Origin of the sequence: Paenibacillus sp. 32352 (assembly GCF_002042965.1) — a bacterium.
Lineage (GTDB): Bacteria > Bacillota > Bacilli > Paenibacillales > NBRC-103111 > Paenibacillus_S > Paenibacillus_S vulneris.
This window is the reverse complement of the sequence record NZ_MZNT01000009.1, coordinates 135,800-158,946: the sequence shown is the minus strand read 5'-3', so window position 1 is coordinate 158,946 and position 23,147 is coordinate 135,800. Positions and strand designations below refer to the sequence as shown.

The following is a 23,147-nucleotide window of genomic DNA, read 5'->3' as shown; positions in this document are numbered from 1 at the left end:
CCTTAAGACCCGCGGCCCGTTGCCAGTGGGTCTCTTTTTTTGTATGAAGCAAATTAGTAAAAGGAGCAACTTCACGCGGTTCCCCGCCGTCATTGTTGTTAGAAAGGTCCAAAGGAGTGAAATTCCATTTGAATGCGGCCATAAAACAGCGCACCCGTATCATCTTATGCCTTCTATTCGCCTTCTTCGTCTCCTTCGCTATCACCCTTTATCTGCTTATATCGGACAAGAACCATGCAAGCATTAGCATGTGGATGTTTTTCACCCTGTGCTCACTAGGGCTCCTGGCAGGCAACGCGGCGGTTTGGCTCATGCTTGTCAGCAGAAGCAGAAGGGCAGAACGACGGAGTACGGACTGATCCCTTTACTATAAAAAAAGCTGCCGATAGGCAGCCGCACACTCATTCACTTTTTCGCTTCTCTCTTTAAAGCCGATTTCATGTCTGAGCTCAGCTTCTCGATATTCGGCTCCGGTACGCTTTCCTTGGTGAGCTTCGCTTTGGTCTTCAGCTTGGCGATCCGATACACGCTCGCGTCTATCGTTTCCTGCTTCAGAGCTCCCTCGCGCGCCGCTTGCAGCAGCGCATTCAGCACGGCCCGCTCCTTCGCAGGCTCATGTCCGACCAGGACGATATCCGCCCCCGCCTGAACGGCTTGCACAGCCGCCTTATCGATCGGCATCGTCGAGCCGATAGCCTCCATCGTCATATCATCGGTGATGACGACGCCATTAAAGCCCAGCTCTCCCCTCAAATACTGCTGAATGATGACAGGAGATAGTGAGGCCGGAAGCTTCGGATCCAGCTTCGTGACGAGGAGATGGGCTACCATCACCGCATCGGCTCCTTGGCGGATCGCTTCGGCGAAAGGCGCGAACTCGACGGTTCTCAGTCGTTGCAGATCATGCTGAACAACGGGAAGCTCCTTGTGAGAATCAACAGATGTGTCCCCATGCCCGGGAAAATGCTTGACAACCGGAATAACGCCGCCGGACTGTATCCCCTTCATCTCCGGAATCGCCATCCTGCTTACTGCTTCGGCCGTGGAGCCGAAGGATCGGTCCCCAATGACCGGATTGTTCGGATTGCTGTTCACATCGAGCACCGGGGCAAAATCAATGTTCAAGCCGAAGGCCCCCAGAGCGTGGGCGAGGGTGCTCCCCACTTTATAGGCATAGTCCGGATCCTGGGCAGCTCCAACAGCCTGACTTGCAGGAAAGGCGGGAAGCTCCTTAGGCAAGCGCGATACCCTGCCGCCCTCTTGGTCGACGCCCAGCAATAACGGAAGCTTGGCGGATGCGTTCTCCTTTTGCATCGATTGGAACAGGCTCCATGCCTGATGACTATCCTTGATATTAGGTCCGAAAAAAATAAAGCCGCCAACGTGGTCCTTCGTAATATGGTTCCGGGTCGTGTCATCCAGTACGGTTCCTTCTACTCCGAACAGCACCATCTGCCCGAGCTTTTCCTCCAAGGTCATCGAGTTAACCAGATCCTGAATCGGATCCGGAGCAGCTGTCGGTTTCGGCGATACGGCAGGCGGTGCGGTCTCCGTGCTGCCTTGCCTGGGGGCAGTCGTACAGCCGGAAACTATAATCAGGCCGAATGCCAATGTGCAGTTAAGCATCCTGTGCAGCAGCGATCCTTTCATTCCTTCACCTCCATGGATTTCCTCTTGTTAGTCTGGCATGCTGTGCGCCGAATTAATCCAATGATCCAAAAACGTTTCCATTTCCAGAAGGAAACGGTTGCTGAGCATAGAATACTAAGTTAAATAACTCAACCTAAGAGAGGATGAATCTGCATTGCTATTCCAAAAACAAGATCGACTCGTTATGATTGGCGACTCCATCACGGATTGCGGCCGAAAAAAACCGGAAGGGGAAGGCCGTAACGATTCGCTCGGCAACGGCTATGTCGCTTTGGTCGATGCCTTCCTTCAATCCTTTTATCCGCAGCTGGGCATCCGTGTGACGAATATGGGCATCGGCGGCAATACCGTGCGTAACCTGAAGGACCGCTGGGAAACCGACGTATTGAACCTGAAGCCGGATTGGCTGTCGATCATGATCGGCATCAACGATGTATGGCGTCAATACGACTTGCCGCAGCTTGTCGAAAAGCATGTGTACATAGAGGAGTACGAGCAGACGCTGCGCGAGCTGGTCGAACGTACGAAGCCTTCCCTGAAGGGCCTAATTCTGATGACTCCTTACTACATCGAGCCTAATCCCAATGATGGCATGAGAGCCGCTATGGACCGGTACGGTGCCGTCGTCAAAAAAATCGCCGACCAATACGGCGCTGTCTTCGTCGACACGCAGGAGGCGTTCAAGCCTGTGCTGGAGCATATTTATCCCGCAACCTTGGCCTGGGACCGGGTTCATCCGAACATGGCGGGCCATATGACCTTGGCCAGAGCATTCCTTAATGCTGTCGGCTTCTCCTGGAACGGAGAACAATAATCCTGTATTCTACTAGGTTTCGATACACATAAACTATGTAGGCGATCCCTTCTCCGGAATCGCAAGACCAACGCCAAGGGCTGCCGCGCGGATTAAGCGGCAGCCCTTATTTCATGAAAGCACTTGATATCACGGCGGCCGCCTGCAGCCTAGACTCCGATAACCGTCAGCTCTTTCGGATAAGTTGTCAGCACTTCCGCCCCTGCCTGAGTGACGTATACATTATCTTCAATCCGCACGCCGCCTAGTCCCGACATATAAATTCCGGGCTCCGCCGTGAACACCATGCCTTGTCGCACCAAATCCGTATTGCCGCCATGAATGGAAGGGTACTCGTGGATTTCGAGCCCGAAGCCATGTCCTGCCCGGGTGATGAAATATTCCCCGTACCCTTTGCTCTCAATAACGCTTCTCGCGGCATGATCCAAACTGCCGAAGGGAACTCCCGGACGAACAGCCGCAATCATGCTTCGGTTCGCTTGAAGCACCGTTTCATAGATCTCCTTGTGACGCGGGCTCACTTCACCTACGGCAAAGGTACGCGTCAAATCCGACGCATAACCCTCCACGAAAACACCGGCGTCAATGAGCAGGAACTCTCCCTCACGGACGGCGTCCGTCCCCGGTATCCCGTGGGGCAGACCCGTCTTCTCACCGGTCAATACCATTGTATCGAATGAAGGTCCTTCAGCCCCCAAGCGCTTCATGCGATATTCCAGCTCCGCAACAAGCTCCACTTCGGTTACTCCCGGCTTAACCAGCTGTACCGTATCCCGTAAGGCCTCCTCTATACACTGAATCGCCCGTCGTATCGAGGCGATTTCCTGCTCGCTCTTGATCACCCGGAAATCGGCGATCCGGTCATCCAGCTGAACGATCTCCGCGGCCCCCGTCGCCTCCTTCAAGGCGAGGTACCGCTTCACATTCATATGCTCGGCTTGAATCCCCATACGGGATATGCCGTTCCCAAGATGGCGTTTCAGCACTTCATAAGGGTTATCCGTGTCCTGGTGCGAAACGATGCGCGTTAAGCCCGTTGAACGCACAGCCTTCTCGTAATCCAGCACGGGAACCATCAGCATCGGCTCCTCGCCCTTGGCACAGATTAGCGCCATGAAGCGCTCATGAGGGTCCGAATAAAACCCGGTAAAATAATAAACCAGCTTAGGCAGCGTAATAAACAGAACATCCAATGCCTCGTCTTCCAGAAGAGAATACAGCTTCTTGATACGGTCGTTCATCTGTTCAGCCTCCTTCAATTGCCTTCGGCATCCAGGCCGTCAGGCGGTGTTTCCTCACTCACTCTTCACCTATTGTATCATAGGCGTGACCCTTGCTTCCTCTCCGTGCACTCCCCTTCACAAGCGGAGCATAGCTTTAAAGCGGATTCATGTGCATCGCGGGGAGCCCCGATTTAAATACTAAAATGAGAAAGACCCGCGCGAAATCACAGCGCGGGTCTCCGATGGCCTATACTCCTGACCAGACGTCCTTCACGTAACGTCCTTCCTTCTGCAACGCTTGCAGCCAATCGCCGGCTGCTTCTTCCGATACTCCCTTGACCTCGCAATACGCCCGCTTCATCGTCTCTTCGACCTCCGGCGCCATCCTGCTTCCGTCTCCGCACACATATAGCATGCCGCCCCGTTCGAGAACTCCGATGAATTGCTCAGCATTGAGCTTCATTAGATCCTGGACATGCTGCCGCGGCTGCCCTTCCACTCGGGAGAACGCCGTATGAAGCGTCACAAGTCCGTCGCACTGATCCTGCTCCAGCTCTTCCTGATATATATAATCATGCTCAGGATTACGGCAGCCGAAATACAGATGTGCCTCTCCCAGAGTCTTTCCTTCCTGCTTGAGGGCACGCCTTGCCTGAAGGAAGCCGCGGAACGGCGCCACTCCTGTACCCGGTCCAATCATGATGATCGGAGTCTCCGGATTATCGGGCAGCTGGAAGCCCGATTCAGGGGTTTTGACGAACATGACGATGGCATCACCCGGTTCGCGTCTCGCCAAGTAGTTCGAAGCTACGCCCAAATAGGTTCCGCGTCCGCTTCTAGCCAGTCCCCTGACGACGCCGACGGTAATGCTGGCCTTATCCTGCTGCAGCTTGGGCGAGCTCGATATTGAATAATACCGCGGCTTGAGCGGCGGAAGCAGCTCGATGAACCGTTCAAACGGCAGCTCGCAAGCCGGGTACTGCTCGAGCAGCTCAAGCATCGTCAGACGCTTGCTCTGCACCTGCTCCTTGTAGGCCTCCTCCTGAAGGAGCGCCTCCAGCTCCTTCTTGTGCGGCGGGCAGACGGTGAAGGCTGCAAGCTCCCTCAGCTGTGCCCGTGTCGCCGCCTCCTGCAGCTCCACGCTGTGGCTCAACAGGTCATGGACGCTGATCGGCCGGTCCAGCGGCAGATGAGCCGCGCTGCGGCCGCTTCCGCTTATGATGAGGTGATCGCTGCCGCTCAGCCCGTAGCGCCGCAGCACACGGTCAACCAGCTCCGGCGAATTCTCCGGAATCACGCCGAGGTGATCCCCCTCCTGGTAAGTGACCCCCTCGGGCAGGACAATTTCCAGGTGCCTTGTGCTTCGTTCGCTGCCTTCCTTCTGCAGCTCCCTGTTCTCGGCAACGGCAGCTAGCAGCGCATCGTAGCTGTCCGCCAGAGGCGTGCCAACCAAGCCGCTGACAAACTGTATGCTCAAGGTGCTGGTCTCCTGCCGGGGCTTGCTGATGGCCTTCAAGCCCATCTCGTGGAGGACATCCGGCCACAGATGCTCGCTCCAATCGTCGACCTGCTTCTCGAAGTCGCCGCTCGCATCGGCCTCTCCACGCACGACCAGACGCGTCGCTCCCTTGGCCTGCAGCTGCTCGTCAATGAAGCGCGGAATATGCTGGTACGTGCTTGCCCAATTATGGTCGCCGCAGCCGAATACGGTATAACGGACTCCCTTCAACTCGCCCTGCTCCACGCCTTCCAGCCACTGCACGAACTTGCGGGCGTTGCTTGGCGGTTTGCCATTGTAGGACGCCGTGACGATGAATACGGCTCCTTCCTTGGGCAGCTTGCCTACGTAATCGTTGAGCGGAGCAACCTCACTGCGGAAGCCCTGATAACGGGCCTTATCCGCCAGATCTCTGGCGATGCCTTCAGCGGTACCGAGATTACTGCCGTACAGCACCAATAATGGCGTTTGGTGAGCCGCCTCGACGGCTGCTGCCGGCTCTTCCTGCTGCGCAGACCGCTTTTCGGCTTGAGGGGCCGTGCCTACAGTCGCGAATACCGTTTGGGCACCGCGAGGACGAACACGCATCGTGAAGCCTTCCGGCTTCAGCGTCAGCGTCTCTTTTACCCTCAGCTGATAATTCGTATGGTCGATGATTTCAAAATGACGGAGCACCATGCCTAGAACAAGTGTCGCTTCCTGAAGTGCAAACTGCTGTCCGATACACGCGCGCTGTCCGTTGCCGAATGGCTTGTAGGCATGAAAAGGAATCTTGCTCGGATCTTCAAAGCGCTCCGGCACAAACTCATCGGCGTTCTCGCCCCACACCTCAACATCCCGGTGCAGCTTCGGGATCAGGACGCTGACGCTGTCCCCTTGCTTCATCGGATATTTCCCGGCCAATAAGGTGTCTTCCTTCGCATAGAGCGAGAACGCGGGAGCTGTAGGCCACAAGCGCAGCGACTCATTAAGAATCATGCGGATATAGTTCAGCTCCCGTACCTGTCCATAGGTCGGAACGGGGTCCTTAAGCACCCGATCGACCTCCTCGTAAGCCTTCTGGAGCTTATCGGGACGCTTCAGCAAGTAATATAAGGCGAAGGAAAGCAGTCCGCTGGTCGTTTCATGTCCGGCAATCAGGAACGTAATGATCTGATAACGGATATTTTCATCATCCAGCGCCTCTCCCGTATCCGGGTCCTTTCCGTTCAGCATGTGGGCCAGCAGATCGTCACCCTCGCTTCCATGGGCTTTGCGTTCTGCGATAATTTTATCTACAAGCGAGTTCATCACCTGGATATCGTGCTTGAACTGCCGCTTCGTTATGACCATCAGCTTATCCTGCAGCCCGAGACGCTGAAGCTGATTCATCGCCTCGTTCAATGCGCGCACCATACTCGTAATGAAAGGATGCGGCTGTTCGCGGTAAAAGCTGTTGAACCGGTAATTAAAGCCGCAAAGCCCGATCGTATCCAGCGTCAAGCGGGTCATATCCTCGGGAACCTCGACGCTTTCATCGGGATTCAGCCGCGCCCATTTATGAATGAGCTGAACCGCAATATCAACCATCATGCCGTGATAGCCCTGCATCGCTCTTTGCGAGAAGCTCGGCAGCAAAATATTGTGCGCCTTGCGCCAATTGGGCTCTTCTGTTTCGCTTGTGAACAAGCCGTCCCCCGCAAAAGCACGCACCTTCCTGAGAGGTGCCCATACTCTTTTATCAAATCGGGATTCGTCGCAGGCATCCTCTACCAGCTCATGACTGGATATGAAGATTTCGCTTCTTCCCGGCATATCGAATCGAAAGATAGGACCATATTCGTAAGCAACCCTGACCAATGATTGAACCGGCTCATCCAAATTCAGTTGAGGCAGGTTACCGAGCGGTCCGAAGGTTTTGGGCTGAGGGATCGTAACAGATTCGGGTTGAGTCATAGAGTTCATCCTTTCCAATGGAGACTTTATCGTACATGAAATCAAGTCGTAGGTTCATCTAGTTAATTTGCCAATAAAGTGCTTGATTATGCAAAAGCAACCATAGGAATGAATATTCATTCCGCATGCGGTTCAGAACTACGCAGACTTAGCATTCTGCACAATTCCTTCATTTCCAAACATCGTTCAGACGTTCTTCCCATGGACACTGACCGCATCCCAGCAGCTTTCCTCCAGCTGTCCGAGCATTTGCGGAGTTTCCGTCAGCTTTCCGGCGCGAATCAGGCTGAACACCTTGGCAAATGCACCAAACACAATCGCAATCAACACATCCGCTTGTAACGGACGAATGATCCCTTGTTGAATGCCTGCAGCGGCGTAAGCATGAAGAAAATCCATCAATTGACGAAACGACTCCCGGCTCTCCGGGTCCAAATATCTCGCATTGCTATGAGTATCAACGAAATAAAAGCCGTGGATATTCGCCTTGGCAAAACGAACCATAGCGAAAAATACATGTCTGAACTGCTCTCTTACACCGCCTGCTTCGGGATAATCCCGCTTAACGGTGTCATGGAGACCTTGGACGCAGTCTTGAAACAATGCATTCACCAGTGCCTCCTTGTTCTCGAAATACCGGTAAATCGTGCCCGTTCCAACCTCCGCCTTGTCGGCAATCATCGGTACAGTCGTCCCGTCATATCCCCGCTCTGCGAATAAGACGAGGGCGGCCTCCATGATTTTATCCCGCTTGCTTAACGTCGCTTCCATCTATCGCCCTCCCTCCAAGAAATGAATGAATATTCATTCCTCACCTTTTTATTGTAAATCAGCCTCATCAATGATTGCAACTTCTGTGCTTCCTTTACCACATTTAGCAGAACATTTTAATGATAGAAATGCCTTCGATGACCAAATAAGCTAAAGGGATCAGCTCGACAAATCGAGCACGCATTACCGCCAAAGGTAAAATAGAGTAGGGAGCCTGCTAAGAACGAACAAGGAGTGGGGATTTCTCGTTCCTTGTTCGCATATTAATGCGCCGCGGAAAAGAACCACACTAAGCTATTCCACATTATGGTAAAATAAAGAGAAAGAGGTGATAGTTTTGGCACATCCAATCGACTTCATCAGCGATTTTTTACAGCACGATTTATCCCAAAGAGAAGACGTGGAGACCGTTGTTTTGTGCGGCTCCTATGCGAATGGAAAAGCGGCAGAACACAGTGACGTCGATTTATGTTATATCGGCGCGTTCGATCATTTTCAAAGAGAAAGCATTTACTATTGCGGACGCGAATTCCAAATCATGATTGCGCCCTGGGCATGGTATGAGCATGTTGTTAAGGATTATGAACGTAAGGGAAACATCGCCACCATTACCATTATGCTGGCCACTGGCCGATGTTTAATCGGTGATAACGGGAGATGGCGGGAATTGCAAGCCTTGGCACACCGTTTCTATCATGAGGGCCCAAAGGCTCCATCAGCTGATGAAACGAGAAAACTACGGGTTCAGCTAACCGATTTATGGGAAGATTATCTCGATATTATCGATGATCGGGAAAAAGAATGGCTATCCTTCGTGATCCTTCAGGAGTGTGTCAATACGTTATTTGTAACTCGCCGATGGTGGGCTGTAAAGCCCAAATACCAGCTTAAAGAAATAAAGAGCCGCAACGTCAGTATAGCCGACCTGCTTGAACGGTGCCTCGCTTCACCCGGCTCCAAAGAGGAGCTGGAAACGCTATGCTCCTATGTTCTTGAACCAATCGGAGGTTGGATGAAGGAGGGCTGGAAGGCTTAAGACAAACTGTTCAATACTAGATTTGATCGCATTACCGGAGCTTCAGTCTCCGAAGGAATCTTGCTTACCAACAAAGCCGTGATATTTTCTATCACTCTCTCATCCCCCGATCAGCTATCTGTCTAAGAAACTCCGGCACCAACCTGTAGAGCCCTGCCTATACGGGAAACCCCTTCTTCTATTTGCTCCTCATTCAAATGACCGTAACCCAGCAGCATCCGGTTGTCCGGCAGCACCGTTACAGCCACCTGCTGCTCCAGCAGCGCATCACTCAAGCCTTCCGGAAACGGATGCTTAAACTCTATGACCATATGCAAGCCGGCAGCCTTGCCGCATACCCGGAAGGGCATGTCCACCACCTTATGCAAAGCCTCGACCAGCTTCTCGCGCCTCTTGCGGTACAGCTTTTTCATTTTAAGGATATGGGTGTTGAGATAGCCCGCCTCCATGAATCGAGCCAGAGCCAGCTGGTCCAGGCTAGGCGTCTGGTAATCGGTCAGCTTCTTCAGCTTCCTGCACAATGGAACCAGCGGCTCGGGCAAGACCATGTAACCGATCCGAAGTGAAGGAAACATGATTTTACTGAAGGTCCCGATGTAGATGACTCTCTCCGTACAGAGACTTTGCAAGGAATGAACAGGCGCGCCGTCGAACCGGAATTCGCTGTCGTAATCGTCCTCCAGGATGTAGCTCCCGCAGCAGCGGGCGTACTCCACCAGTTCAATCCGCCTTTGGATCGGCATGATCCCTCCCAACGGGAACTGATGCGAGGGCGTGACATAAATACATCTGGGCCTGCTGTCCGCGGGCAGGCTTTGCGTCAGCATGCCCGAATCGTCCACCGGGATCTTGTGAAGAGCAGCGCCTGTCGAGGTCAGAATCGTCCGCAAATCTTCATTGGACGGATCTTCAACTACCGCTTCATCTCCATCCGCTAGCAGCGCCCTCACGATAAGATCCAGAGCCTGCACGGCGCCATTGGTGACAAGGATCTGCTCCGGCTTGGCAATCACGCCCCTCATCCTCCACAAATAATCGGCCAATATCCGCCGCAATTCCGGATTCCCTGAACAATCTCCATAATCGAGCTGCGACGTGGAAGCCTCCATGCACACGCTCTGAAGAAGGGCGCCCCATTGCTTTAACGGAAATAAATCGACGGCCGGAAGTCCGGTACGAAACGAAATCACATCTTCAGCCGAGTCAGCCCCTGCATGCTCATTCTCAGCTAATTTCCTAGGATTCGCAGGCCGATACCCGAGTAAACGCGCTCCTTCCGCCACATAGCTTCCGGCCCCCTGGCGCCCTGTAATATAGCCCTCGGCCAGCAGCAGCTCGTATGCCTCCAATATCACGTTGCGCGAAACATGCAGCTCCCCGGCCAGCTCCCGTGTGGAGGGAAGCTTGTAACCCGCCGGCAGCCTGCCGGATAAAATAGCGTCTCGGAAGGCTTCAAACACCTGCCGGAACATGGGTAACCGTGATTGCTTATCAATGGAAAACCACAAAGGCCGATCCCTCCTTTTAAAGTGGTACTCTCAAAACTCCTCGTTATTGGCTCTACCAACAACCAGTTGCAGCCTGCTACAGTAAGATGAACCCAAGTAAAAGGAGATGCTTAACGGATGAACGTTCGAACTACCGCTTACCTGGAGCTGAGTGCCGCCGCTGTTCTCATAGGAAGCTCTGTCGTAGCAGGCAAATGGACCACGATGCAGCTGCCCGTTTTTTTATCCCAATCCATAAGCCTTGCCATTGCCTTGATACTGCTGGTCCCGATGGTATGGATGAGTCGTAGCGCCAGTCTTTCACTGGCCAAAAAAGACTTGCTGTATTTACTTTTACAGGCGTTCCTCGGGATGTTCCTGTTCCGCGTGCTGCTGCTTTACGGTTTAAAGACCGCACCCGCCGCCGAGGCCGGCATCGTAACCAGCCTGACTCCGGCTGCCGTAGCCGTTTTGTCCTTTATTTTCCTGAAGGAACGATTGACGACTAGGCTCCTCATTGGGATAACGTGTTCCTTATTGGGGATTATCAGCATTCAAGCTCCGGCCTGGTTCGTATCAGCCTCTTCGCTCCACTCAGCAAGCTCCTCCTTCGGTCTGATTCTCATTCTGGCGGCTGTATGCGGGGAAGCGATGCTCACCATTCTGCGGAAAATGACGGCAAGCAGCGTATCCTCCCTGGTCGGAACAACTTATGTGACCTTGTTCTCCTTCTTGATGTTTACCCCGTTCGCGCTGGTCGAGGCTAACCAATATGACTTCGCTTCTATTCATCTGAAGGAATTCGGCATGCTGCTGTACTACGGCGTTTTCGTCACTGCTCTCGCCTATATCCTATGGTTCCGCGGCGTTGCCAAAGTATCTGCGGGAACTGTCGCCGTCTATACCGGATGCATCCCCATCAGCACGCTGCTGCTGTCGTATGCCGTGCTGAAGGAGCCGGTCTCGGCGGCCCACCTTGTAGGCAGCGCCTTTGTTTGCTTAGGAATTTGGCATGTGTCCAGGAGTCATGCTGCGGAAGCACGCTTGGCTGCCGTCAAAAAATAAACTACCATTTTCATAAACAGATATAAGGCGGGCGGTGTAGTTATGAAAAAATGGCTTTCAGGCTTGACGATCAGTACCAGCTTGAAGACACCTTTAAGCTGAAGCTTCATTTCGTCCTCTCTTTTTATGCATTCTATATTACCATAAGTTGGATAATAGAGAGGTGAGATTTAAGCCTCCTACCTTAAAAAAAGAAAAAGCTATCGGCCTTAACGGCCGACAGCTATTGAAATATCCTCATACATTCGCTCCAGCACAGCTACTCCCAACGCCTCGCTCTGCTTGGCGAGCTCCAGTAACCGGATTGCTTCCCGAGACTGCTCCGGATCGTTCGGTTCGCCGCCGTGTGGATGAGGAAACCGCTGTTGAAATTGACGAAAGACTTCCGCTACCTGCTCATAATGCTCCCCCGCTTCCCGGGCCAATTCCCGGAAAGGTTCCCCAATTTCCTTGACTCCAATCCATCTATCAGGCAAAGTCTTGAGAAACCGGGCGGCATACTCCCTTGCGTCGCCAACCACCTCGGCATTGTAAGCATTGCCGAACGGGTTTACGGTACGGCTCTGGAAGGCCTGAATCCAGGCATCGTAGCCAGCTAATCCGTGTCTATACTCTTTGGACAAAGTAGGAGCTTCCTCATGGGCGAATTGTATCGCCCGCTCCAAAGCCGCTGTCAGCTCCTTTACCGGATCGCTGGGAACCGATTCAAGAATTCGCAGCATGAAGACGAAGTTTAACGGCAGCTCATTCAGCTTGGCATAGGGCAAGGGCCCGTCATGAGAAGGATCTTTGCAGTAAAGCTCCTGCAGCTCGTCGTCATATCCGTATATGACCCCGAATTCCGGAATAAACAGACTCCATCCGATGGCCGGGATCCCGCGGTCGATCGTCTCCTGAGCGAATCGGATCGCTTGCTCCAGCTTTTCCGGCGGTGCCGGTGTCCGAAAGCCATGAAGCTGCTCGCACCGGAATCCAAGAAGATTCAATCCCTTTTCCAGCAGCTCCATAGGCGAGAACATGGTCGGTCCCGCAGGGCTTACATCCGCAGGATGAATGTTGATTCGAAATGCATGGCCGGTCAGCCCCATCACATCAATCAGGGAATAGTCGTCTTTTTTGTCCGTGTATTGCAGTGCTGCATAAATCGATTGCGCTGCTGCGGTATACGTCTTGTCCCAGGAACGCTCTGTCATCTCCGTCATCTCCTCACATTCGTATAGGCTGTACAAGCACTCGGCGGGTAGGCTTCCCCTGCTGCTGCTTTTCCAGCAAAAAACCTTGAAAATAGACACGAATGCGTTCCCTCTGCACCTTCGTACGTGAACGGGAGATCGCCGTATAGACCGAGCCGATGGAGACACCCAGCGCTTCGGCAATCTCCGCAGGAGTAAACTGGCGGAATACATGGGCCTCGAAGATAGCCCGTTCCTTCGCCGTCAAGCATTGGAGCAGCTGATACAACCCGTTATACAGATCCTTGCGCATCCACTGGACCTGGGGATCTTGATGAGGACCTGGCTTTTCCTCCAAGCGTACCGTCATGCGATATAACAGGCGATCCAGCATGAAGCCGTCGCCCGTGGGAGAGGACGGGAATTGCCGTGTTTCCAACGCGGAAAAGGAGCTCTCTCTTCCGCCCGGCCCTCCCCTGCGAAGCTTCATCATTGCCTGATTCCGGACGATCCGCTGCAGCCAATACCGGAATTTGCCCGGCTCCATCAACGTTTCAATCCGCAAAAACGCGGCCACCAGTGCCTCCTGAACAATATCCTCCGCCAGATGCCCATCCTGTGTGATGGTGGCTGCCCAGCCTAGAGCCCTCTCCCGATGCCTTCGCACCAGCTCCCCGAATGCCTCACGATCCCCTGTACGAGCACGATCTACCAGCCGGTCATCCTGTAGGCTTATGACCTCCTCCGCATCATCCCTAGTTCCATCAGAAACGGCAGAGTCCTCAAACCATTGCGTAATCAACCCATTCACCCCTACGTGTCCATGTTGGTTACCATTCGTATCAACAGTTAGATGCCATTCGGAGGAGAAATCTTACAACGAGGTTACCGGAATTTCAAATGAAACCGTGGTACCTTGATCCGCCAGGCTTTGAATCGTCAGCCCGCTGCCATACATTTGCTTTAATCTCCGATTCGTATTGGTAAGTCCGATCCCGCCCCATTCTTTCTTCTTCGTTGGGTCCAATGCCTTGCGGATGTCGTCGGCCTTCATCCCCTTCCCATCGTCTTGAACCTCTATGAGAATGCAATCCCCTTTGCGATCGATCCGGATACGTATCGTCCCGCCCCTTGCGCGGCTTTGAATGCCATGTCTCACCGCATTTTCTACCAGCGGCTGAATGGTCAGCGGCGGAAGAAGCAACGTCTCATCCTCATTCCCTTCCCACAGGATGGAGAGCCTGTCACCAAAGCGTTCTTTCTCGATATACAAATAAGTACGGACAAGCTTCAGCTCATGAGAAAGAGGTACCAGGCTGCCTGTATTTAGAAAATGAAAGCTGATTCGCAGGTATTCGATAAACGCATCCCCCAGCTTGCGCATCCGATCGGTATCCAGGTCACTCAAGGCCATAATGGAGTTCAAGGTATTAAACAGAAAATGAGGCTGTATTTGCGCCTGCAGATAGGCGGCCTCCATGCGAAGATGTTCGTGAACCGACTGCTTCAACGCAATTAAGGACCGGATTCGGTATTTTAACTCCAATGCATCGACCGGCTTGGCGACGTAATCGTTAGCGCCGGACTTAAATCCCGCATAGATATCCGCGGGCTCGTTACGTGCCGTTAGCAGCAAGACAGGAAGCTCTGATACAGAGAAGCGCTCTCTTACCAAACGCGTCAGATCGTAGCCGGACATTTGCGGCATCATTACATCGGCGATAATCAAATCCCACTGCTCCGTGCCGAGCAAGGACAATGCTTCGTCCGCAGAGGAAACTAATTTGAGATTGTAAGGCTCTGTTCCGAGAATGCCTGCAAGCACCTTCAGATTCACCGGATCATCGTCTACTGCAAGTATATTAGCCCTTCCTTCTTCAAAAGGTACCGATTCCACCTCGATAGAAGGGTATGGGTATGGACCTGCTACGCTTTCCGGAAGGAGCCGGGGCGGTGTGTCTATGCCGCACGCCACAAGGTCTGATGCAGGCATTTCCTGCAAATCCAGCATAGGCAGCGTGAAGCTAAATACAGAGCCTTCACCAAGATTGGAGCGAACCGCAATATCCCCGCCGTGAAGCTCCACAAGCTCCTTGCAGATGCTTAACCCGAGTCCAATTCCCGAGCTATTACTGCCGCCGTGAAATCCCTGCTCGTATCTGTTGAAAATACGGGACTGCGTCTTACCATCCATGCCATACCCTGTATCGGAAACTTCAATAACGACCTGGCCGTTTTCGCTTCGGGCAGATACGGCTACCGTCCCTTGCATAGTGTACTTTAGAGCGTTATGAACCAGATTGAACAAAATTTGCGTTAGTCTTTTTTCATCTGCAAGAACAGGCGGTATCGTCTCCGGGATCTTCATTTCCAGCTGAACGGGCTTGCTCTCCGTCATAAACGCAAGCATACCGAAAACACCAGAGACGATGGAGCGGACCGCCAAGGGTTCCTTCTTCAGCACAATGCGCTTCTCCTGAAGACGCGCCACGTCCATTAAATCCTCCACCATATGAGACATCCGGGTGCTGATCATGACGAGCAGTTGCAAGTCCTCCATGCTTTTGTTATCCAACGGATGCCGCTGTCTGTTCATAAGGCTTTGGGAAATATTCAAAATCCCATGCAGCGGGGTTCTTAGCTCATGAGATGTATTGGCGAGAAACTGGTCCTTAAGCCTATCAGCCTCCCGAAGCTGCTTGTTCAGTCTCGCATTTTCCTCGGCATTGCGGAAATACTGCTTGAACCAATAGGAGGAGAACGCGATAATAGCCGCAATCATATCGACCGGAAAAAATACGTTGCTAACCTTTTCGGTGAATTGAAACAATCCCCAAAGGATGCTTGAAGCAATACTTATAATCGCAAGCAGCAGATAGATGGAGTCCTTTTGCTGTCTTAGCACCATCTTGATGGCCAGATAGACAAACCATAGCATAGGAAACAAATACAAGAACCCGAAGAGCATTGCTTTTCTGGAATAATAAATAAGCGGAGGCGATGCGAATACGATGAAGATCGAATATAGTACGAGCAGAAGGATATACAGATGAAACAACCGTCGATTGCCCGACTTTCCATATAACATTTTAGTCAAATATAAAATAAAAAATGAAACCCCCATGTAGGCGAACAATCGGATTTTTTGTATCCACATGTAATTGATCGGAAACCAGAGCTGGAGTATCTTGTCATTATCGGACACAACCGTAAGCGCCGCGGCCAGGAGCAGCAGGAAAAATACAAGAAGTGCTTTTTGCCTTGGATAGAACAGATACAATATACATGCGTATAGGCCATGCAGCAGCAGAACGACGAACGTCACAAGCTGAAAGCCGATGGAATACCAACGCTCAAAATCTATGGCCGCTTGCGAGCCGAATCGGATCGATTTGGCTATGCCCCCTAAAAAAGGATGCTCAAAATTAGCCGCACGGATAAGCAGCTCGATTTCCTTCGCCCCATTGGCCTCATACGTAACGGTATATGAAACATTATAAGGCTTATAATTTTGCTGATTTTCTGCCGGATGGCCGAATTCCTTTTGTTTTTGACCATTAATCTCTACGACGGAAGAGGCTTGGATGTCCTGAATCCAGACTGCATAAGGCTGCTCTAAGGCAGAGTCGACCAAAATACGAAGCCGGTAGGTCCCGTATCCGTATGACGTATCGGTACCTTCCGGGAAAGCGCTGCGCCAGTCCCCAGGAACCTGGAGATAATGTGGGGCTTCGGAAGAGCGGCTGGAGGATGCTTCGTTCGAGATGAAGGCTGACGGGTAGAACTCCCACTCCCCGTTAAGACTGATGGCATGTGAGGTCTCAAAGTTCCAACCGCGCATGTCAAGCACGCCTTTCTCAGCAAGGGGATGCTTCGGGTTTGGAAATACCTCGGACCAAAGCAGCCGAAAGCCTAGAAGAACCGTGACAAACAGAGTGAATATGAAGAAATATTTTATGTAGGATTTGTAATCCTTCGTTCCTAGAGCAGATACATTGGGCACGATCTTTGTTGCTCCTTTTTTTAAAACCAGGCTATTATGCTAGGTGTGTAATCTTTGAAGACGGTTTAGGGCAACGAGGCGGCTGATCCGAAGCAGCAACCAGCTTATATTCAATCACTTTTTCAATACCTTGGGCTGATTGATCATTGCTACCCGTCCTCTTTAAATATATCATAAGCTTGGAAGCATGAGGCGGATAATATAGAAAAATAATAGCTTTTATAGAAATTGCCCCTATGATAAAGGAAGTGTACGTCTTGGAATCATCCTATTTATTCGTCCTGGTTGTAGGGCTGGCGGCAGGCGCCATAAGCGGCATCATCGGAACTGGCTCATCCATCATGTTAATGCCTGTTCTGATCGTTGCCTTCGGTCCCAAGCAAGCCGTACCCATTATGGCCGTAGCCGCCGTCATGGCCAATATCGCAAGGGTCTACACCTGGAGACGAGAAATTCATTGGAAAGCATTCGCCGCATACTCGCTTCCCGGCATCCCCTTTGCTGCATTAGGGGCACGTACGCTATGGGAATTACCCGCTCATTGGGTTGATATTGGGCTGGCTCTATTTTTTCTGGCGATGATCCCTGTCAGGCACTGGCTGCAATCCAAGCAGATACGTATCTCCCTGTGGCAGCTTTCGGCTGCCGGAGCTGTCATCGGCTTTTTAACAGGAATCGTTTTATCTACAGGACCTCTCAGTGTGCCTGCGTTTACCTCCTTCGGTCTAACCAAGGGAGCATTTCTAGCTACGGAAGCCGCCAGCTCGCTTGCCATTTATTTCAGTAAAATCGCCACGTTTCGGGAGCTCGGAGCCCTGCCGGCGGACATGATCCTCAAAGGTGTTATCGTCGGCAGCTCCCTCATGCTCGGCACTTTTGGAGCCAAGGCCATTGTAAAAAGAATGAACGCCGCATCCTTCCATTACGTATTGGACGTGCTGCTGTTCTGTTCGGGGATATCTCTGCTGTGGGCGGCCTTTCACTAATGCAGGATGGCTCAGAATGGTTATACGGTCCCATGATAAGCATAGAATGGAGCCTGTTTATCACCCGCAGAGCTTAACCTCAACTCCTCGAACAGGGCAGGCATGAGCCGCCGGGCTGTGTCCATATCCGCCCAGCGAAGCTCGGTGATATCTTGATCCGGATCTCCTTGACAGCTCATATCGCCATGAGTGATTTGGGCAAAAAAAGTGACAATTACAGCATGGCTGCCGGTCTCTGAAAAAATCTTCTCTCTCAATGAGCTCAGACCCGTAAGGACGACATGAAGTCCGGTTTCCTCTCTCGCTTCGCGCACCGCAGCCTGCTCGAAGGTCTCGCCCTCTTCAACCGCACCCCCCGGAAGATCCCAGTAGGTTCTATCCCCTTTCACGTTTTTCACCAGGAGGACGTTACCCGCGTCATCCGTTATCCAGCCCAATGCTACATGAATTTTTTTCAAATGAGGCACTCCGTTCTTATTGGGATTTATTGTTTTGTGGAAAATGAACCGCCCCTGGTGTGGGGAAGCACTTTATCGGAAAGTTACTCTGCCAAGAGGGCCAGCCCCCTAAACCTAGAGGACTGGACTGATACGAGCTATCGCAGCTGGGACTGCTCTATCCCTTCCTGCGGCCCATCAGCAGGTAAGAAAGCAGGCTCCCGCCTAACAAAATCACTGCAGCAGCCAGGAATGATACACGCATCCCGGCTGTGAACGATTCGCTGCCGTTTATGATCGCTCCGGCAAAGGCAACGGCAAGGGTAGCCCCGAGCTGTCTGCTTGAATTAAGCGCGCCGGATACGGTGCCGGTCTGTTCCTTCGGCGCAGCAGAAATAACGGCCGTCATTAACGAAGGGATCGTGAGCGAGACTCCGAGGCCGATTAGCAGCAATCCAATCGCTGCAAGAATATGGCCCGTGTCCGTATCCGCTCCGGTTTGCAGCAGCACGCCAATAGCCGTAAGTGCGAAGCCGGCTGTCATAGGGATTCGCGCTCCGAAGCGCCCCACAATGCGCCCGGTTACCACCGGATTCACCGCGAGCGGAATGGTCATCGGCAGAAGCGCAAGTCCTGCCATATGAGCGGATAAACCCCGTATTTGTTCATAGAACAATGGCAGAATGAATAGAACGGCCGATAAGCCGAAATTAATAGCCATCCCGTTAACCATGCCGGCGGATACGGTAGGATTACGGAATATAGAAAGCGGGAGAAGCGGCGCCTTGGCCCTGGCTTCGTGGATCAGGAACCAAAGAATGCTCAGCGCGGAGAAGCCGAAACCCCCGGCAATGACCGGGGAGCCCCATCCATAGACCTCCCCTTCCATAATTGCAAAGGACAATGCTGTTATTGCGGCAATCGCAAGCAGTTGTCCTAACCAATCGAAGCCGCTTTCCCGGTTTCGTTGCGTCTCCGGGACCAGCCGGGATGTTAACACAACGCTGGCAGCAGCAAGCGGCACGTTAAGAAGAAATATGCTGCGCCAGCCAAACGAATCGACCAGAAATCCGCCGATAACAGGGCCCGACGCCATAGCGATTCCGGTTACCGCCGCCCAGATGCCCATAACCCGTGCACGCTTCGCCGGTTCAGGAAAAGCCCGGGCAATTAGCGAAAGCGAGGAAGGCATCAGAGCGGCCCCGCCGATGCCAAGTACCGCACGCATGGCAATTAACCAAGGAAGCGAGGGAACGGCGGCGCTAACGGCCGATGCGGCAAGAAACAAGACAAGACCGCCAACGTACACCCGCTTGGCTCCCAGCTTGTCGGCAATTCCCCCCATTGAGAGCAGAAAGCCTGTAAAAACCAGGGTGTATGAATTCACGACCCACTGCAGGCCGACGATGCCTCCGCCCATGTCCGCGTGAATTGCCGGGAGCGCAATGCTCACGACGGTTGTATCCAGGAGGACCATAAAGTATCCTAACGATATGCCAAGAAGCAGCAAAGCCCTTGTCATCTTATTCGACGTTTCCGTCTGAATTTGCGCGATGTTGTCCAATTTGTCTCCATTCCCTTCTATTCCCTAATTGAAAGCAGTTGCTTTCTTCAGGGAGAGTGTATAATGGATGACAGCAGCAAAGAAGATGACGGTTTATCCTAGGAGTTATTCTCCTACCCTAATATCCTTCTTTAGAGGCAGGTGAATCTAATGGCACCAACGGCCAAGGAACGGCTTATGGAGCTGGCCCAGTTTTTACGTTCCAGGCGCGCACGCCTTTCTCCTGAGCAGGCAGGTCTTCCCGGCGGAGGAAGGCGCCGCACGCCAGGACTGCGCCGGGAAGAGGTAGCGCTGCTCTCCGGAGTCAGCGTGGATTGGTACACCTGGCTAGAGCAAGCGCGGGACATTCAAGTGTCCTCACAGGTCCTGGACAGCATTGCGCGCACGCTTCAGCTAGATTCCAATGAACGCAAGCATTTGTACATGCTTGCCCTTCAACAGCTGCCAGCAGACGCCGCACCGATCGATGAACCTGTAGATTCAACGTTACAAGCGTTCCTCGATCTTCAAGGGACAAGTCCGGCATATGTTACCGATCAGCGCCTGAATATCGTAGCGTGGAACCGGGCGGCTTGTCTCGTATATGGGGATTATGCGGCGATGTCCGACCGCGAGCGCAATTCGGTCTGGCGGACGTTTACGTCCCCGTATGTCCGCCTGATGCTTCAGGAAAACTGGGAGAATCATGCCCGGCATCGGCTGGCTAATTTTCGCGCCCTATACGGAAATTTCGTCGGCGACCCTTGGTGGAGCGGTCTTATTGAGGAATTGAACCGAACCAGCGCAGAATTCAGAGCCTGGTGGCCGCAGCATGATGTGTTAAGCGGTCCTGAGGGGCTGAAGGTCAATCATCATCCGGCAGCGGGACGTCTTGTTTTCGATCAGATTTCGTTTCTTTCGACAACGTCACCGCACCTAACAGTGACAATTAATATGCCTTTAGACGATACCCCCGATAAAATGAAAAAGCTTCTAAGTCTGTAAGGGCGAATCAAGCTTAATGACAAGTGCAAGCAGATGATTCGGCGGCCGGCGGCAGTGAAGATATCGCACCCGTCTGCCGTTATCGTCCGATTCCTCTAATCCAGAATGAGCTTCATAATAGTCCAAGAAACCCTTGCCAATCCCCCATGTTCGCACCTCCACTTCTTCTATCATTTGATCTGCATTTTATTCTCCGGACACACTGCGGAAAGGGAACGGAATGATGCCAGCTCCCGCTCTGCCCGGATGATTTCTCGTTCCACGGGCGCATCCTTCCCTTTTATTTACTTACTTTAGTTGAGAAACCATAAAAAAGTGAGTAATATATAGGATATAGGAGGCGAAATCAAATGGCCCATCAAGCAAAGAAAATGGAAATTGGAATCAGCACGTTTCTGGAAGCAACTCCGGATCCGGTGACCGGTAAAAGCATCAGCCATGCCGAACGTCTGCGTGACGCAGTAGAGGAGATTGTGCTGGCCGATCAGGTCGGTCTCGATGTCTATGGCATTGGAGAGCATCACCGGGCCGACTACGCAGGTACTTCGCCTGCCGTTGTGCTGGCTGCGGCAGCGGCTATGACCAAGCGGATCCGGTTGACAAGTGCAGTAACCGTACTGTCCTCGGATGATCCGGTTCGCGTATATCAAGCGTTCTCTACTCTAGACGGCATCTCCAACGGCCGGGCGGAGATTATGGCCGGCCGCGGCTCGTTCATCGAATCGTTCCCGCTCTTCGGGTACAGTCTGGAAGACTATGACGAGCTGTTCGAGGAAAAGCTGGAGTTGCTGCTCAAGATCAGAGCATCGGAGAAGGTGACCTGGCGCGGCGGGCATCGTCCGCCCATCGATAATCTCGGGGTTTACCCCCGCTCCGTGCAGGATCCGCTGCCCGTATGGATTGCAAGCGGCGGAAATCCGCAATCCGCCGTTCGCGCGGGGATGCTCGGGCTCCCCATCGCCTTCGCCATCATCGGCGGTATGCCGGAGAGCTTTGCACCGTTAGTAGCGCTCTATAAAGAGGCCGCCGTCCGGGCCGGGCATGATCCCGACAAGCTGGAGATCGCGACCCATTCGCACGGATTTGTCGGCGACACAACCGAACAAGCGGCCGACCTGTTCTTCCCACCGACACAAGCCCAAATGAACGTCATCGGACGCGAACGCGGCTGGGGACCGTACACCCGCTCCACCTTTGATGCCGGACGCAGTCTTCGCGGTGCGCTCTATGTCGGCGATCCCGAATTCGTAGCCGAGAAGATTCTCCTGCTGCGCAAAAACCTGGGAGTCACCCGCTTCTTCCTCCACATCAACGTCGGCACGATGCCGCATCGCGACATCATGCATGCCATCGAGCTGCTAGGCACTCGTGTAGCGCCTATCGTGCATAAGGAGCTGGAGCGCATCGAATCCCAAGGATAGCGGCGGCCAGTTATAGCTCCAAATTACAAAAAGAAGTGTGCTCTCCCACACTTCTTTTTGTAGTTTCTGGTGCGGCTTCATCAACCGTCTCCCGAGGCGGCTATTCCTGAAAGCGATGCAACTGAAAACAAGCCTTAACAACCTGACACGCGGTCTAGAACGCTTATCAAATACGAGTCCAGCCGTTCAATGATGATCTGCTTCGTTAGTCCGGTCATCCCTAACGCCGTCCATCCCTCATAGACGTCAGGAGGCCAAAAGGCATAATCGATCAAGGTAACCAGATCCCAATAGGGATCGTATTGAAAGGAGTCTCCGGTACGATTCCGGTAATACTCCAAAAATGCGTCGGCTGCACCGACACCATGCAGCTGCGCAAGGTTCACGCGGCAATGGCCGACGTCGATGCCTGCCGGACCTAGACAGCCGTTGACCCAGTCCACCACGCCGCTCACTTTATCCCCGCTCCACAAAATATTCGTTGGATGATAGTCGCGATGAATGAAACGTGTCACTGCCTCTGGGCGGGAGGCTTGGACGATCTCGGCCGCCATCCGCCACTTGTCCGGATTCCTCGACCACGAAGATGCATCCATCTTGGCAGCGTTGGTGTACGGCTTAAACGTCCATCCAAAGCCACTTGCATCCGACGCATGAATGCCTGCCAGCACTTCGGCCATTCCTTGCAGCCACCGGTTCGGCTCCCTCGGCTCCAGCACAACGGAGCCTTCGAGCCGGGTCATCATTAGGGCCGGCATGCCGCACTGATCCCCTGTCGCGTCGAAAGCAATCAGCCTCGGCGTCTGCACGCCGACCGACTGCACCGCCCTGCGCAAGCTCTCCGCTTCGCGGACAGCCAGATCCGGCTCCTCCCGAACCCATTCCGCATCATGGAACTGGCGCAGCACGACCGAGCTTACTTCTCCGCGTACAGCCAAGCTGATCTCATGAACCAAAGATGACACGCCTCCGTGCAGCTGCTGTACGGAAAGAATTGTCGCCTCGGGATGTACGGCCCGGATTACCCAACTCAGGACGCGTTCCGAAAGCTCCGCATCGATCGAACCCATACTTTTCCCATCCTTTGCTTAGATTTAGTTG

The 23,147-nt window shown here is 53.0% G+C and carries 17 protein-coding genes; 6 read left to right on the top strand and 11 right to left on the bottom strand.

Features of this window, described 5'->3' with window-relative positions:
- Nucleotides 1-405: 405 nt before the first annotated feature.
- The gene (nagZ, locus tag B1728_RS21140) at nucleotides 406-1,650 is read right to left on the bottom strand and encodes a beta-N-acetylhexosaminidase (RefSeq protein WP_256865447.1); all 1,245 of its coding nucleotides are present in this window, start codon (nucleotides 1,648-1,650) and stop codon (nucleotides 406-408) included.
- Between the two features lie 184 nt (nucleotides 1,651-1,834).
- On the opposite strand from nagZ, the gene B1728_RS21135 reads away from it, so the two are divergent.
- Nucleotides 1,835-2,464, top strand: a complete 630-nt coding sequence (locus B1728_RS21135) for an SGNH/GDSL hydrolase family protein (RefSeq protein WP_377740364.1) — start codon at nucleotides 1,835-1,837, stop codon at nucleotides 2,462-2,464.
- A gap of 149 nt (nucleotides 2,465-2,613) precedes the next feature.
- On the opposite strand, the gene B1728_RS21130 is transcribed toward B1728_RS21135, so the two are convergent.
- The 3 genes from B1728_RS21130 to B1728_RS21120 all read right to left on the bottom strand — a co-directional run bounded on the left by B1728_RS21130 (nucleotide 2,614) and on the right by B1728_RS21120 (nucleotide 7,891).
- Entirely contained in the window at nucleotides 2,614-3,705 is a 1,092-nt protein-coding gene (locus B1728_RS21130) for a M24 family metallopeptidase (protein WP_079912387.1), read from the bottom strand.
- A 229-nt stretch (nucleotides 3,706-3,934) separates the two neighbouring features.
- Nucleotides 3,935-7,120 carry a bifunctional cytochrome P450/NADPH--P450 reductase gene (locus tag B1728_RS21125; RefSeq protein WP_079912386.1) on the bottom strand — a complete coding sequence of 1,062 codons (3,186 nt, stop codon included), beginning with the start codon at nucleotides 7,118-7,120 and terminating at the stop codon, nucleotides 3,935-3,937.
- A gap of 186 nt (nucleotides 7,121-7,306) precedes the next feature.
- Nucleotides 7,307-7,891 carry a TetR/AcrR family transcriptional regulator gene (locus B1728_RS21120; protein ID WP_218672315.1) on the bottom strand — a complete coding sequence of 195 codons (585 nt, stop codon included), beginning with the start codon at nucleotides 7,889-7,891 and terminating at the stop codon, nucleotides 7,307-7,309.
- A gap of 337 nt (nucleotides 7,892-8,228) precedes the next feature.
- Between B1728_RS21120 and B1728_RS21115 the strand changes: the two genes are divergently transcribed.
- Nucleotides 8,229-8,927, top strand: a complete 699-nt coding sequence (locus B1728_RS21115) for a nucleotidyltransferase domain-containing protein (protein ID WP_179136122.1) — start codon at nucleotides 8,229-8,231, stop codon at nucleotides 8,925-8,927.
- 122 nt (nucleotides 8,928-9,049) lie between these two features.
- Here the strand turns inward: B1728_RS21115 and pdxR are convergent, their stop codons facing one another.
- Nucleotides 9,050-10,435 carry a MocR-like pyridoxine biosynthesis transcription factor PdxR gene (gene pdxR, locus B1728_RS21110; protein WP_079912384.1) on the bottom strand — a complete coding sequence of 462 codons (1,386 nt, stop codon included), beginning with the start codon at nucleotides 10,433-10,435 and terminating at the stop codon, nucleotides 9,050-9,052.
- Between the two features lie 117 nt (nucleotides 10,436-10,552).
- Between pdxR and B1728_RS21105 the strand changes: the two genes are divergently transcribed.
- A complete protein-coding gene (locus B1728_RS21105; protein ID WP_079912383.1) occupies nucleotides 10,553-11,479 on the top strand; it encodes a DMT family transporter in 927 nt (308 codons plus the stop codon).
- Between the two features lie 209 nt (nucleotides 11,480-11,688).
- On the opposite strand, the gene B1728_RS21100 is transcribed toward B1728_RS21105, so the two are convergent.
- The 3 genes from B1728_RS21100 to B1728_RS21090 form a co-directional block, all read right to left on the bottom strand.
- The gene (locus B1728_RS21100; protein ID WP_079912382.1) at nucleotides 11,689-12,672 is read right to left on the bottom strand and encodes a hypothetical protein; all 984 of its coding nucleotides are present in this window, start codon (nucleotides 12,670-12,672) and stop codon (nucleotides 11,689-11,691) included.
- Between the two features lie 13 nt (nucleotides 12,673-12,685).
- Nucleotides 12,686-13,453, bottom strand: a complete 768-nt coding sequence (locus B1728_RS21095; protein ID WP_179136121.1) for an RNA polymerase sigma factor — start codon at nucleotides 13,451-13,453, stop codon at nucleotides 12,686-12,688.
- 72 nt (nucleotides 13,454-13,525) lie between these two features.
- On the bottom strand, nucleotides 13,526-16,654 hold the full coding sequence (locus B1728_RS21090) for an ATP-binding protein (RefSeq protein WP_079912380.1): 3,129 nt from the start codon (nucleotides 16,652-16,654) through the stop codon (nucleotides 13,526-13,528).
- A gap of 257 nt (nucleotides 16,655-16,911) precedes the next feature.
- On the opposite strand from B1728_RS21090, the gene B1728_RS21085 reads away from it, so the two are divergent.
- Nucleotides 16,912-17,640, top strand: a complete 729-nt coding sequence (locus B1728_RS21085; RefSeq protein ID WP_218672314.1) for a sulfite exporter TauE/SafE family protein — start codon at nucleotides 16,912-16,914, stop codon at nucleotides 17,638-17,640.
- A 20-nt stretch (nucleotides 17,641-17,660) separates the two neighbouring features.
- Here B1728_RS21085 and B1728_RS21080 read toward each other — a convergent pair whose 3' ends face one another.
- Together B1728_RS21080 and B1728_RS21075 are read right to left on the bottom strand one after the other, a co-directional pair.
- Nucleotides 17,661-18,098, bottom strand: coding sequence for an NUDIX hydrolase (locus B1728_RS21080; RefSeq protein WP_079912378.1), 438 nt, complete (start codon nucleotides 18,096-18,098; stop codon nucleotides 17,661-17,663).
- A 157-nt stretch (nucleotides 18,099-18,255) separates the two neighbouring features.
- Nucleotides 18,256-19,641, bottom strand: coding sequence for an MFS transporter (locus tag B1728_RS21075; RefSeq protein WP_256865446.1), 1,386 nt, complete (start codon nucleotides 19,639-19,641; stop codon nucleotides 18,256-18,258).
- A 150-nt stretch (nucleotides 19,642-19,791) separates the two neighbouring features.
- On the opposite strand from B1728_RS21075, the gene B1728_RS21070 reads away from it, so the two are divergent.
- Nucleotides 19,792-20,625, top strand: coding sequence for a helix-turn-helix transcriptional regulator (locus B1728_RS21070; protein ID WP_079912377.1), 834 nt, complete (start codon nucleotides 19,792-19,794; stop codon nucleotides 20,623-20,625).
- Nucleotides 20,626-20,975: 350 nt separating this feature from the next.
- Nucleotides 20,976-22,046: an LLM class flavin-dependent oxidoreductase gene (locus B1728_RS21065; protein WP_483310990.1), complete on the top strand. Its 1,071-nt coding sequence runs from the start codon at nucleotides 20,976-20,978 to the stop codon at nucleotides 22,044-22,046.
- A gap of 134 nt (nucleotides 22,047-22,180) precedes the next feature.
- On the opposite strand, the gene B1728_RS21060 is transcribed toward B1728_RS21065, so the two are convergent.
- Nucleotides 22,181-23,116, bottom strand: coding sequence for a phosphotransferase family protein (locus B1728_RS21060; RefSeq protein ID WP_079912376.1), 936 nt, complete (start codon nucleotides 23,114-23,116; stop codon nucleotides 22,181-22,183).
- Nucleotides 23,117-23,147: the final 31 nt, after the last annotated feature.